Origin of the sequence: Serratia sp. PL17 (assembly GCF_017832355.1) — a bacterium.
GTDB lineage: Bacteria > Pseudomonadota > Gammaproteobacteria > Enterobacterales > Enterobacteriaceae > Serratia.
This window is the reverse complement of sequence record NZ_JAFIBY010000002.1, coordinates 177041-190551: the sequence shown is the minus strand read 5'-3', so window position 1 is coordinate 190551 and position 13511 is coordinate 177041. Positions and strand designations below refer to the sequence as shown.

The following is a 13511-nucleotide window of genomic DNA, read 5'->3' as shown; positions in this document are numbered from 1 at the left end:
CCGCATAAGAATATTAATAACCTGAAAATGCATAACTACGCCAGCCGATAGATAAAACTCAATAATTACAATGCATTAAACAAATCACCTTTAAGATACCCTGACTTCCCCATGGATAATTAACACGACAAATGGGTATTAATGCATTTTGGTAAATGAAATTTCCAATAAAAAAATGACGTTAATCAATTGATAATCCTTTTCATTCACTTCGCCTTCTCAATGTGACATTTATCACAAAACAACCTAAGGCAATGTTTATTATCAGCGGCAACGGAACGGCACCCATTCTCAATAAATGAAATAACTCTTTATTTCGTTTTGTTCGATGTTACCTAAATCTGATAATAGGAAATGACATGGATAAGAATTATGTAGGTTCTGAAATAGGCCAGCTGCGCAGCGTTATGCTTCACCGACCTAATTTAAGTTTAAAGCGATTAACCCCATCAAACTGTCAGGAGTTATTATTCGACGACGTATTGTCCGTCGAACGCGCTGGTGCGGAACACGATATATTTGCGCAAACATTACGTGCACAGAATGTTGAGGTCTTACTGCTGACCGATCTGCTGACCGAAACCATGAGCATTCCCGCCGCCAAGCAGTGGTTGCTGTCGGCGCAGGTCTCTGACTTCCGCCTGGGGCCGTCGCTTGCCGCCGATATTCGCGGCTGGCTGGGCGATTTACCCGACCGCCAATTGGCGCGACATATGACCGGTGGCCTGACCTATGAGGAAGTGCCGGCCAGTTTCAGTAATATGGTGGTCGATACCCATCAGGGTACCGACTTTATTATGAAGCCATTACCTAATCATTTATTTACCCGCGATACCTCATGCTGGATATATAACGGCGTATCGATTAACCCTATGGCCAAACCCGCACGCCAGCGTGAAACAAATAACCTGCGCGCTATCTATAAATGGCACCCGTATTTTGCCAACGGCAATTTCACCACCTATTTTGGCGATGAGGAACGTAATTACGATCATGCCACACTGGAAGGCGGCGACGTTTTGGTCATTGGCCGTGGTGCCGTATTAATCGGCATGTCGGAGCGTACTACGCCGCAAGGGGTCGAATTCCTGGCGCAGGCGCTGTTCAAATCCCATCAGGCTGAGCGGGTTATCGCGCTGGAATTGCCGAAGCACCGTTCCTGCATGCACCTGGACACCGTCATGACTCACATCAATCTGGATACCTTCTCGGTCTACCCGGAAGTGGTGCGTAAAGAAGCGCAGTGCTGGACGTTAACGCCTGACGGCAAAGGGGGTTTGCATCGCCAACAGGAAAAACACTTCCTGACTGCCATTGAACGCGCACTCGGCATCAGCCAGGTGCAGCTCATCACCACTGGCGGCGACAGCTTTGAGGCCGAGCGCGAACAGTGGAATGACGCCAACAACGTTCTCACCATCCGGCCTGGCGTGGTCGTCGGCTACGAACGCAACACCTGGACTAACGAAAAATACGATAAAGCCGGCATCACCGTCCTGCCGATCCCCGGCGATGAGCTGGGCCGTGGCCGCGGTGGCGCACGCTGTATGAGCTGCCCGCTGGAACGCGACGCCATCTGACCCCAACGGAGTAAACATCATGACTAAACCCACAGTGGTGATTGCCCTGGGTGGGAACGCCCTGCTGCGCCGCGGAGAACCGCTTGAAGCGGATATCCAACGCCGTAACGTTCTGCTCGCCAGCCGCCAAATTGCGGCACTGACCGAAAGCTGGAACGTCGTGCTGGTGCACGGCAACGGCCCGCAGGTCGGTTTGCTGGCACTGCAAAATAGCGCCTATCCGCAAGTTGCCCCCTACCCGCTGGACGTACTCGGGGCGGAAAGCCAGGGCATGATCGGCTACCTGCTGCTGCAGGCGCTGAAAAACTGCCTGCCAAAACAGCAGATCAGCGCCCTGCTAACCCAAGTGGAGGTCGACCCCGATGACAGTGCGTTCGGCAACCCCAGCAAATACATCGGGCCGGTCTATGACCAGAAAAGTGCACTGGCGCTGAGCCTGGAGAAAGGCTGGACGATCAAGCCGGACGGGCAATACTTCCGCCGCGTCGTGCCGTCCCCCAAGCCGCTCAACATCATCGAGGCGGACGCGATTAACACCCTGATTGCGCAGGGGCATCTGGTGATCTGCGCCGGTGGGGGCGGCATTCCGGTGTTACGCCGCGAGGGCCGCCTGGAGGGTGTCGAGGCCGTGATCGATAAAGATCTGTCCGCCGCGTTCCTGGCAGAGCAGATCAAAGCCGATGCGCTGCTGATCCTTACCGATGCCGACGCGGTGTATCTCGGCTGGGGTACGCCACAACAACGCGCTCTGGACAAGGCCACGCCAGACGATCTGGCCGGTATCGCCTTCGACGCGGGTTCGATGGGGCCGAAGATCTCGGCCGCCAGCCATTTTGTGCGCTACGCCCAGGGCATCGCCGGCATCGGCGCGCTACAGGATGCCACCCGTATCCTGGCCGGTGAGAAAGGCACGTTAATTACGCCAACGCGTTGAACAGAGAGGAACACGATTATGAGCATTAACTTACGTCACCGTCATTTCCTGAAACTGCTGGATTTCAGCAGCGATGAGATCCAACACCTGATCGATCTGGCCTTCACGCTGAAAAAAGCCAAATACGGCAATGTAGAAAAGCAGCAACTGCGCGGCAAAAACATCGCGCTAATTTTCGAGAAAACCTCCACCCGTACCCGCTGTTCATTTGAAGTCGCGGCGTTCGATCAGGGTGCTCAGGTGACCTATCTCGGCCCAAGCGGTTCCCAGATTGGCCATAAAGAGTCGATGAAAGACACCGCTCGGGTATTGGGCCGCATGTATGACGGCATCGAGTACCGGGGTTTCGGGCAGTCTATCGTGGAAGAGCTGGCCGAGTTTGCCGGGGTGCCGGTATGGAATGGCCTGACCGACGAATTCCACCCGACGCAAATCCTGGCTGACTTGATGACCATGCTGGAACATGCGCCAGGCAAAAGCCTCGATCAGATCTCGTTCGCCTACCTCGGTGACGCGCGTAATAACATGGGTAACTCGCTGATGGTGGGCGCAGCAAAAATGGGCATGGATATCCGCCTGGTTGCGCCGAAGGCCTTTTGGCCGGACGAAGCCTTGCTGGCGCAGTGCGCAGACATCGCCCGCGATACCGGTGCACATATCACCGTAACCGACCAGGTTGAGGAAGGCGTGAAAGGCGTCGATTTCCTCTATACCGACGTGTGGGTATCAATGGGTGAACCGAAAGAAGCCTGGGCAGAACGCGTCAGCCTGATGCAGCCTTACCAGATCAATGCTGCAGTGCTGAAAGCCACCGGTAACCCGCAGGTTAAATTCATGCACTGTCTGCCGGCCTTCCACAACGAGCAGACCAAAGTAGGCAAGGAAATTGAACTCGCCTATGGCCTGAAAGGGCTGGAAGTCACGGATGACGTGTTCGAGTCGGCCCACTCCATTGTGTTCGATGAAGCGGAAAACCGCATGCACACCATCAAGGCCGTGATGGTCGCCACCCTCGGCGACTGATTGACGACGCGGCGGTATCGTCTGCCGCCGCGTCCTCTCTCCCTCTGAATCATTATTTTCCTGCTGCCCTGCGCAGCTGGAGGAACCCTCATGTCTGAAAAAAAACTGGGGCTGATAGCCCTGATTGCGCTGGTCATCGGATCCATGGTGGGCGGCGGCGTGTTCAGCCTGCCGCAAAACTTCGCCTCCGTCGCCTCGCCTGGCGCATTGCTGATTGGCTGGCTGATCACCGCGGTGGGGATGATCTGCCTGGCATTAATTTATCAGAACCTAAGCGCCCGCTGCCCACAGCTAGAGGGCGGTATTTACAGCTACGCTCGCGCGGGATTTGGCGATTTTATTGGCTTCCAATCCGCCTGGGGCTACTGGTTCTCGGCCTGGTTGGGGAACGTCTCTTATGCGGTGCTGCTGTTCAGTGCCCTTAGCTTCTTCTTCCCGGTGTTCGGCCTGGGCAATAACTGGCAATCGATCCTCGGCGCATCCATCGTTTTATGGCTGGTGCACGCGCTGGTACTGCGCGGCGTGCAGGAAGCGGCGATGATCAATACCGTGTTAACGGTGGTCAAAGTTCTGGTGTTGTTGGTGTTTATTGTGGCGGTCGTGATCGCCTTCCGCATCGGCATTTTTACCGCAGATTTCTGGGGCCGCATGATGGTGATCGACGGCAGCCATCCCGCGCTGTTTGATCAGGTCAAAAACACCATGCTGGTCACCACCTGGGTATTTATCGGTATTGAGGGCGCCACGGTCGTCTCCGCCCGCGCCGCCAGGCGCGCTGATATCGGCAAAGCGACGGTGATAGGTCTGCTGGGTTGTCTGGTGATTTATATTCTGGTCAGCGTGTTGTCGATGGGTGTGCTCGATCAGGCAACGTTGAACGGATTAAAAAACCCGTCAATGGCCGGGGTGCTGGAGTCCGTGGTCGGTATCTGGGGGGCACGCTTTGTCGCCGCCGGCGTGATTTTGTCGGTTGCCGGTGCGCTGCTTGCCTGGACGCTGTTCGCCGCAGAGCTGCCGTTTGTCGCAGCCAAAGACGGCATGTTCCCGCAGGTATTCACCAAAACCAACGCCAATGGATCGCCAGCGGTGTCGCTGTGGATCACCAACGGCCTGATACAGCTCTTTTTGTTGCTGACATTGGTCTACAGCGCGGGCTATCAGGCGCTGTTCTCCATCGCGACTGCCGCTATCCTCCCCCCTTATTTGTTCAGCGCCGCCTATGGCCTGAAGCTGGCGATCACCGGTGAAAGCTACCAACCAGGTGAAACGCGTACCCGCGATCTGATCCTCGGGCTGATAGGCACCGTCTACGGTTTCTGGCTGTGCTATGCCGCCGGTAGCCAGATGCTGCTGACTTCATTGTTGTTTGTCCCTGGTTTGCTGGTCTTCCTCTGGCATCAAAAAAACCAGCATGCAGAGCGGTTATTGAAGGGTTATGAAGCGCTCATTGCCGTTCTTTTGGTCATTGTCGCCCTTATTACCCTTTATATGATTGCGACGGGTCATATCACCCTCGGTTAACCCATCTTCATTGCATTGATTTATATAGAGTTGTCACTCATTTTTAAACCAAGGCAACATAATGGCGAATAAAACAGAAACCCTGTGGGAGAAAGAACAACGGAAACTGGCCCTGTGCCGCAAGCTGGTCGTGAGCCAACGCTATTCATCACAGGAGGAGATCCGCAGTGAAATGATACGAGGGGGTTATACGGGCATCAGCCAGTCGACCGTTTCCCGCCTGCTGAAAGCGCTGGGAGTCATGAAGGTGCAAAATGCCAAAGGGAAAAAGGTCTATTCCCTTAATGCACTGCATCATCCGGCCCCCTGTATCAGCGAACCCCTGTCAGCCATGCTGATTGATGTCGAGCATAACGACAATTTTGTGCTGATCCACATGAATTCCGGCTATGCAAAAGCCATGGCGCGGATCATCGATCTTTGCGCCTGGCCCGCCGTATTGGGTGTTATCGCCAGCAGTAATGTGGTGTGGGTAGCACCGCGTGATACGCGCTATGTCGCGCAGCTGCACCAGCGCCTGAAGGCGCTGTTGGAAAACGTCCCTCTTCTTTAGCCAACCTTCCAAGCCCTCTTCATGAGGGCATTTTGCTAAATGGGTAGGGGTCGAACATGTTCGACCCGCCTTTTTCCCTGCTTACCGTTATAACGGGCGCAACATGCAGCGCCCCTGCGCCAGGCACCGGTGAAGGTTTTGCCAGCAGTCTCACACCCTCTGCATGAGGGCTTTATTTTCTGTCGCGGTGGGCGGAGGATGGCTCGGCGTCCTATAGTGCTTTTGGACATATCAAATAGCCGATTGACCTTTGTCAGTCGCCGACAAAGATTCTACCGTGGCATCCTGGCGGTGAAAACGCCGTGAAAAACAATGATAACAATGCGTTCCAGACACCGGAGACCACGGTGCATTCAAGGGAAAACATCAATGAAAGCCAAAGTTCTGCCGCTATTCGTCCTCGCAGCCCTGTCTACCCCCGCACTGGCTGCAACCCCACCCAACACGCTCGTGGTGGTGCAATCGCTGGACGATATTGTCAGCCTCGATCCGGCGGAAGCCAACGAATTATCCAGCATCCAGACCGTACCCAGCTTGTATCAGCGGTTGGTACAGGCGGATCGCGATGATCCGGCAAAAGTCGTGCCCGTACTGGCAGAAAGCTGGAAGGGCGATGCCGCAGCGAAAACGCTGACGGTCAAACTGCGCCCGCAGGCGGTGTTCGCCTCCGGCAACCCGCTCACTGCCGACGATGTGATCTTTTCCTACAGCCGCGCCGTGAAGATGAATAAGTCACCGGCATTTATCCTTAACGTGCTCGGCTGGCAGCCGGACAACATCGACGCGCAGCTCAAGAAAATCGACGACCACAGTCTGCAACTGAGCTGGACGGCAAACGTAAGCCCGGCGGTGGCGCTGAACATTCTCTCCACGCCGATCGCCTCGATCGTCGACAGCAAGGCGGTGCAGCCTAACGCCAAAGACGGTGACTACGGCAACGCCTGGCTAAAAATGCACTCCGCCGGCAGCGGGCCTTTCAAAATGCGCGTCTACCAACCCCATCAGGCCATTGTGCTGGACGCCAACCCGACGTCACCGGGCAGTAAGCCATTGCTGAAAAGCATCATCATTAAAAGCGTGCCGGACTCCGCCACCCGCCGCCTGTTGATCCAGCAAGGTGACGCCGACGTGGCACGTGAGCTTGGCCCAGACCAGACCGTCGCATTAAAGAATCAAGCGGGCGTGAAGGTGCTGGAGATCCCCTCAGCCGAGCAGAACTATCTGGTATTCAATACCGGCAATACCGCTAACCCATTGCTGAAAAACCCGGCCTTCTGGGAAGCGGCGCGTTACCTCATCGACTATCAGGGCATCACCAAAGATTTACTGAAGGGCCAATATTTTGTTCATCAGAGCTTCCTGCCCGTCGGGTTGCCGGGTGCACTGAAAGAGAACCCGTTCAGCTTCGATCCGGCAAAAGCCAAGGCGATCCTGGCCAAGGCCGGTATCACCCAGGCTTCTCTGACGCTGGACGTAGAGAACAAACCGCCGTTTATTACCATCGCGCAGGCGTTGCAGGCCAGCTTTGCCGAAGGCGGCGTGAAGGTAGAACTGTTGCCAGCGGCTGGCAGCCAGGTCTATTCACGTGTCAGAGCCAGACAGCATCAAGCCGCGATCCGTTTGTGGATCCCGGATTATTTCGATGCCCACTCCAACGCCAGCGCCTTCGCCTATAACGACGGCAAGACCAGCACGGTCGCAGGCCTCAACGGTTGGCAAATCCCACAGCTGAACCAGCAGACGCTGGCGGCAGTTGCCGAAGCCGATCCGGCCAAACGCACCGCGCTGTACACCGCCATGCAGCAGGAACTGCAGCGCAGCTCGCCGTATGTCTTTATCGATCAGGCGAAAACCGAAGTGGTGCTGCGCGATAACGTCAAAGGCTATCAGCAAGGTCTGAACGCCGATATGGTCTACTACGATCGCGTCAGCAAGTAAGCCGCGGCAAAACGCCGGGCCTGATGCCGGGTAACATCCGGCGTTTGGCCCGCGCGATACAGATCCGATCCCAACCCGGCGCCGCTGCAACCGGCAGCCAGATAGTCCGCCAGATTTTCCGGCGTAATGCCGCCAACGGCATACAGCGACGTACCTTTAGGTAATACGCTGGCCAACGCCCCGATGTAGCTCACGCCCAGCACGCTCGCCGGGAAGACTTTCACGGTATCGGCCCCCGCCGCCAGCGCGGCAAACATCTCGCTCGGCGTCATCGCCCCGATGCAGGTCATCAGCCCCGCCGCTTTGGCACGGCGGATCAACCCCGGATCGGTATTGGGCGTCACCATCAGCGACGCGCCGCTGGCGATCAGCGCGTCCAGCTTTTCGTCATCCACCACCGTTCCAGCACCAATCTGTGCACGCCCACCGTAGTGTTGCTGCAGCAGTTGCACGCTTTGGCGCCAGTCGGGCGAGTTGGTCGGCACTTCTATCATGTCAAACCCGGCCTCAAGCAGGGCAGCTGCGTGCTCCAGTACCTCGGGCGGCGTAATGCCACGCAAAATAGCCACCAGCGGTAATTTACAAGGCTGCATAAATCCTCCCGAATCCGTTCAACATGGCGACCTGCGCCTCAACAACCACTGCCTTTTGCTCAGCGATGCGACACGCGGCCAGGTAATGCGTCACCAACGGAGTGTCCCCCACCAGCGCTAACAGTTCGCTCTGCGGCCAACGCCGCGCCAGCTGTGCCAATTCGTCACCTATCAGCACACCGGATAACCAGGACGCCACGCTCGCCGCCGGCAGATACCCTAAAACCCGTCGCGAACGCGCGTAGAACAGGCGATTCAACAGGCTGCCTTCCCCACGCAGCGACGCCAGCACGCCGTCGGCGAATGCCTGAGGATCGCTCTCGCCTTCCGGTAGCCCCTGCCCCAACAGGCTATGCTGGAGCAGCAACTGATACATCTCGCCGGTGATGGCGGTCGAGAATTCCGCTATCCACGCCCCCTGCGGCGTAATCACGGGTTTCACCCACTTGCTGTGCGTGCCGGGGAACAGATAAACGTCCGCCTGCTGGCAAGCCAGCGCCCCCAACAGTTGCACCTCTTCACCGCGCATCACGTTAGCGCGTTCCTCTTCTGGCAACGCCAACCCTGGGCGCAGCCACACCGCGCTGCGCAACGAGGAGGGCACCGCAATGCAACCGGCGGCGATCGCCGTTACCGGCAGTGGCAGCTTTTGATAACCGCTGTCCAACCAGCCGCGATCGCTGCCGATCATGCCGGCCATCAGCACCGGAATTTGTCGCGCCTCGATCCAGGCCCGCCAGGGGGCCAGCAGCGCCATCAATACCTGGTCGTGGCTGCCCGGTTCAATGAACTTCACCCCCTGCGCCGTCTGCTGGTGCGCAACGCATTCACCGTTCTCTATCCGCCAGGCGCGCAGGTGGCTGGAGCCCCAGTCAATGGCGATATAATTTGCTGTCATGTTGCTTTCCTGGCCTTAAACGTTGCGGTTAGCGGTGGCATTTTTACCCAGCGGTACCTTGACCGTTGGGCGGCTCTCCCGCTCGCGGGTGATCATGTCCAGTGCCTGTTCGCGGCTCATTTTGTTGGCCGGTGTCACCAGCGTGACCACCACCGCCCCGATCAGGCTGAACAGCACCGACGGGAAACAAGGATTGCCCCAGAACGCCAGCCAGTGGCTGTTCATCAACACGGCCATCGAGGTTGCCGCCCCGGCGATCAGCGCCGCCAGTGCGCCCTGCCAGTTAAAGCGGATCCAGAATCGGCCCAGAATCGAGCAAATAAACAGGCCGGACATGATCATCGAGATCATCTTGGTGATGTAGCTAATGATGTCGTTGGAGGTCAGGGCAAACACCAGCGCCAGCGCAATCACCAGCACCAGGAAGATCCGCGACAGCCGAATCGCCTTGTCTTCCGCCGGCATATGCCCGGTAAACAGCGTGTAGAGGTCGCGCAGGATAATCGACACCCCGGCGATGGCGTCCGAGCTGCCTGAAGACATGTTCGCCGACATACCGGCCACCAGGATCACCATCGCCACCGCGTGCGGCAGCACCTGGGTGCCGTACAGGAAGGCAAAGCCGCTGTTTTCCAGATTGGGATCCATGGTCCACACCGCCATGCCGATGATTGCCGGCAGGAAGGAGAAGAACAGATAAAGCACGCCGGTAATAGTGAATGACTGACGCACCGAGGAGACGGTTTTGGCCGAGTAAATCCGTTGACGGTAAGAGGGCGTCGCCAATACGCCCACGGCGATCACCAGTGCCAACGAGAACGCCGGCAGCATGCCCAGTTTATCGATGGCAAACAGGCTTTGCGCCGCCGGATCCACCGCGTGCTGGATGCTGGACCAGCCGCCGACGTGCTGCACCGCCAACACCGCCATCAAAATAAAGCCGAGGAACAACACAATAGATTGCACCGTGTCGATCCACACCACCGCAGAATAACCGCCAATTCCGACATACACCACAAAGGCCAGGGCAATAATCACTTTAGCCACATTAATATCAATGCCGCTGGCCCAGGCCAAATATAAACCGCCCCCTAAAATATGCGCACCCAGCCAACCAATAGACGCAATGAATATTAATAGGGCAACGACGTTTTTAATTATTTTACTGCCGCCGGTATAATAAGATATCTCTTCGCTCATGGTCATAAAACGCATTTTTCTGACCGGTGCAAACAGCCACGCCACCAAGAGTATTCCCACCGCGCCGCCAATACCGTACAGCATGCCGGCCCATCCGTTGGCGTAGCCAAAGCCCACCGCACCTACGCTGGAGCCGGTGCCGACCATAGTGCCCACCGTCGAACCGAGCGTCAGGATCATCGGCAGGGAACGACCGCCCAATAAAAAGTCATCGCCGTTTTTTTGATTGCGTGAAACGTACCAGCCAAGCGTAATCATGGCCAGGGCATATAGAGCAAACCAGATAAGGAAGGATAAATTATTCATGTCTCACATCCAGTTAGTGTTGGGTAGCAGTAAAATAAGAAAAATAAAATAGCGTTATGCCGCCCGAATTAAATCAGGCGTTTATTATTAAGGGTGGTTTAACCACCCTATACAGTTTTATATTTTAGAAAGGACTTATCGGGTAATACGTGCTGCGTTATAACAGGTAATATCAACTTCGACTTTGCAATCCACCACCAGATCGGCAACCGCACAAATACGTGCCGGTGGGTGAGCGGCAAAAAATTCACGGAACACTTTATTGAATGACTGGAAATAACGCGCATCGGTCAGAATGACCTTCACGTGCACCACATCTTCGAGGCCGTATCCCGCTTCTGCCATAATATCCAGACAGTTTTGAATCGCCAGGCGGGACTGCTCAATAATCCCCCCCTCCACCACTTCGCCGTCTTTCATCGGCGTTTGGCCAGAAATGTACAACCAGCCGCCGGCTTCTACCGCGCGGGAAAACGGCAAGTGTTGCCCGCCGGTTCCGGTGCCACCGTCAATGCCGTATCTTTTAATCGTCATGCCTTGCTCCTGTCTATTTTGTTGCCCTGGCGGCACAAAAACCGCCCGGCGCGCAGGCCGGTCACGGCCTGATGTTCGTAACTCAGTACGCCATTCACCCACACCGCGTCGATTCCGGCAGCGGGTTGCCGAGGGTTGCTGAACGTCGCGCTGTCTTTCACTTTTAACGCATCAAACAATACCAGATCGGCGTAATACCCTGTTTTGATCAGCCCACGCTGCGGCAACTGATAACGCGCCGCGGACATGCCACTCATTTTGTGCACCGCCACGGTCAGGGGGAATAACCCTTCGTCACGGCTGTAATGGCCAAGTACCCGCGGGAACGCGCCCCACAAGCGCGGATGTGGCATAGGATCGTTCGGCAGGCCATCCGAGCCCACCATGGTCACCGGGTAGCTCAACACGCGGCGCACATCCTGTTCGTCCATGTTGTAGTAAATCGCACCCGCCGGCATCAACTGCTTGCCGGCATCATTCAGGCTCATCGACCAGGTACCGGCGATATCCCGCAATGATTGCCCCGCCATCTCCGGATGTGGCTCTGACCAGGTAATGACAATATCGAATTCATCGGTGATCTGCTTTAAGTCCAGTGTGGACGAGCTGGCGGAATAGGGGTAGCAATCGCAGGAGACATCCTGCGTTTGGCGCACCTTGTCGAACAGCTTTAGCGTTTCCTGCGTACGGCCCCAGTTTTTGGCCCCGGCGCATTTATGGTGCGAAATCACCACCGGCACTCGGCCATGGCGCCCAATGCGGAATGCTTCCTCCATTGCGTCGAGTATGGGTTCGAACTCCGAACGCAGGTGGGTGGTATAAATGCCCTGCTCGCCCGCCAGTTCTTCCGCCAGCGCCATCACCTCTTCCGTGGGGGCCGAGAACGCCGTGGCGTAGGCCAGGCCAGTGCTCAGACCCAAGGCGCCCTGCTGCAACGCGGTGCGCAGTTGCTCGCGCATCGCGGCGATCTCTTCGGCACTGGCCGGGCGGAACAGGTCATCCATCTGATTGCTGCGCAGCGTTGTATGCCCAATCAGCGTCGCCACATTTACCGCTGGCGTCACCGCCTCGACCTGCTGACGGTAGGCGGCAATCGTCGGATAAACGAAGTGCGCTTTTTCGCCCAACAAGTTCATCGGGTCGGGTACGCTGGTTTTGATTACCGCCCCGGCAGCGCTGATGCCGCAGTTGCCGACAATCACCGTGGTCACGCCCTGCGAAATCTTCGGCAGCATCTCGGGCATACGGATCACGTTGGTATCATCGTGGGTATGCACGTCAATAAATCCCGGAGACAACACCCGGCCTCGCCCGTCGATCACCACCTCGGCGTCGGCGTCGAGGGCAGGCGCAATCGCCGCTATCCGATCGTCTTTTACCGCCACATCGGCGCGATATTGCGGCCCGCCGCTGCCGTCGATCACCGTGACATTTTTAATCAGATACTGATACCGCATGAATCATCATCCTTCCGTTAGTGTCTTGGCTCACCGACTCAGTCCCCCAGCGGCTGGCGATCTGCCCCTCCGCGGTGGCTGTCCAGCGCCAGCTTGATGCGACGCAGCCGGTCACGAGACTGGCGCTTGTTCGCCATGGCCAGCGCCGTCGCCAGCACATCGACCATCGCTAACATGGCATAGCGCGACGTGCTGGGTTTGTAGATGTAATCATTTTCCCGCACCACCAGCGCCAGCAACACATCAGCCTGCGCCGCCAGCGGCGTTCCCGCTGGGGTAATCGCCACCACTTTGGCCCCGTACTGGCGCGCAATGGCTGCGCTTTCGACCATTTCCTGCGTGTAGCCGCCCAATGACAACGCCACAACCACATCTTGCTTCGTCACCGCCGCCGCCATCATCCGCACCAGCAGACCGTCGCTTTGCGCGGTCACCGGTAACCCAAGGCGGAACAGACGATGCTGGACCTCCGCTGCGCAAATGGTTGAACCGCCTCCCATGCCTAGCGCCAGAATGTGTCGCGCATCGCCTAACCACCCCACCGCCTTGGCCAGCGCAGGCTCATCAATCGTCCGACGATTAATATTCAGGACATTGATGATGGTTTCATAAATCCCCTGGATCCCTTCAAGATCAGGCTCCTCATGAATGAACCGCTGCCCCACCGCCAACGACTGCGCCAGTTTGACCTTAAGATCGCGTACGTCTCGACACCCCAAGGTTTTGGCAAAACGCGTGATCGACGCCTGACTGACGCCGGCCTGTCGGGCCAGTTCGGCAATCGGCAACGCGGTCACCGCCTCTGCATCGTCCAGAATGAATTGCGCGATGCGTTTTTCGGTGCTGCTCAGCTCAATAAAACGCTCTGTAATACGCGAGATAATGTCGATATCAACACCCATCGCTTCACCTCATAGTGGTTAAATTTTGTCATTTACAATGCAAGAAAACAGTGGAAGACTACACAAAAAACA

12 protein-coding genes are annotated in these 13511 nt (G+C 56.7%); 6 read left to right on the top strand and 6 right to left on the bottom strand.

The genetic code is table 11. From position 1 onward, the window contains the following. Window positions 1-359: 359 nt before the first annotated feature. From arcA to JOE25_RS09630, 6 genes are all read left to right on the top strand, one after another. Window positions 360-1580, top strand: coding sequence for an arginine deiminase (arcA, locus tag JOE25_RS09655; protein ID WP_209634502.1), 1221 nt, complete (start codon window positions 360-362; stop codon window positions 1578-1580). Between the two features lie 16 nt (window positions 1581-1596). Next, window positions 1597-2514 carry a carbamate kinase gene (locus JOE25_RS09650; RefSeq protein WP_348539697.1) on the top strand — a complete coding sequence of 306 codons (918 nt, stop codon included), beginning with the start codon at window positions 1597-1599 and terminating at the stop codon, window positions 2512-2514. 18 nt (window positions 2515-2532) lie between these two features. Then, window positions 2533-3537 carry an ornithine carbamoyltransferase gene (gene argF / locus JOE25_RS09645; RefSeq protein ID WP_209634499.1) on the top strand — a complete coding sequence of 335 codons (1005 nt, stop codon included), beginning with the start codon at window positions 2533-2535 and terminating at the stop codon, window positions 3535-3537. Between the two features lie 90 nt (window positions 3538-3627). Further along, complete coding sequence (gene arcD / locus JOE25_RS09640; RefSeq protein WP_209634497.1) at window positions 3628-5058, top strand: arginine-ornithine antiporter; 1431 nt, start codon at window positions 3628-3630, stop codon at window positions 5056-5058. A 61-nt stretch (window positions 5059-5119) separates the two neighbouring features. After that, window positions 5120-5611 (top strand): ArgR family transcriptional regulator, encoded by a 492-nt coding sequence (locus JOE25_RS09635; RefSeq protein ID WP_209634494.1) that lies wholly within the window; start codon window positions 5120-5122, stop codon window positions 5609-5611. Window positions 5612-5980: 369 nt separating this feature from the next. After that, window positions 5981-7549, top strand: coding sequence for an ABC transporter substrate-binding protein (locus tag JOE25_RS09630; RefSeq protein ID WP_209634492.1), 1569 nt, complete (start codon window positions 5981-5983; stop codon window positions 7547-7549). On the opposite strand, the gene JOE25_RS09625 is transcribed toward JOE25_RS09630, so the two are convergent. The 6 genes from JOE25_RS09625 to JOE25_RS09600 all read right to left on the bottom strand — a co-directional run bounded on the left by JOE25_RS09625 (window position 7528) and on the right by JOE25_RS09600 (window position 13439). Then, window positions 7528-8142 carry a 2-dehydro-3-deoxy-6-phosphogalactonate aldolase gene (locus JOE25_RS09625; RefSeq protein WP_209634490.1) on the bottom strand — a complete coding sequence of 205 codons (615 nt, stop codon included), beginning with the start codon at window positions 8140-8142 and terminating at the stop codon, window positions 7528-7530. The two genes, JOE25_RS09630 and JOE25_RS09625, sit on opposite strands and share 22 nt — an antisense overlap. Beyond that, entirely contained in the window at window positions 8129-9040 is a 912-nt protein-coding gene (locus JOE25_RS09620; RefSeq protein WP_209634488.1) for a 2-dehydro-3-deoxygalactonokinase, read from the bottom strand. Before JOE25_RS09620 ends, JOE25_RS09625 begins: the two co-directional genes overlap by 14 nt. A 15-nt stretch (window positions 9041-9055) precedes the next feature. Further along, window positions 9056-10546: a sodium:solute symporter family protein gene (locus tag JOE25_RS09615; RefSeq protein ID WP_209634485.1), complete on the bottom strand. Its 1491-nt coding sequence runs from the start codon at window positions 10544-10546 to the stop codon at window positions 9056-9058. Between the two features lie 135 nt (window positions 10547-10681). Beyond that, complete coding sequence (locus JOE25_RS09610; RefSeq protein ID WP_209634482.1) at window positions 10682-11080, bottom strand: RidA family protein; 399 nt, start codon at window positions 11078-11080, stop codon at window positions 10682-10684. After that, window positions 11077-12537 (bottom strand): D-aminoacylase, encoded by a 1461-nt coding sequence (locus JOE25_RS09605; protein ID WP_209634479.1) that lies wholly within the window; start codon window positions 12535-12537, stop codon window positions 11077-11079. Before JOE25_RS09605 ends, JOE25_RS09610 begins: the two co-directional genes overlap by 4 nt. Before the next feature lie 38 nt (window positions 12538-12575). Beyond that, entirely contained in the window at window positions 12576-13439 is an 864-nt protein-coding gene (locus JOE25_RS09600) for a MurR/RpiR family transcriptional regulator (protein WP_209634476.1), read from the bottom strand. Window positions 13440-13511 lie beyond the last annotated feature (72 nt).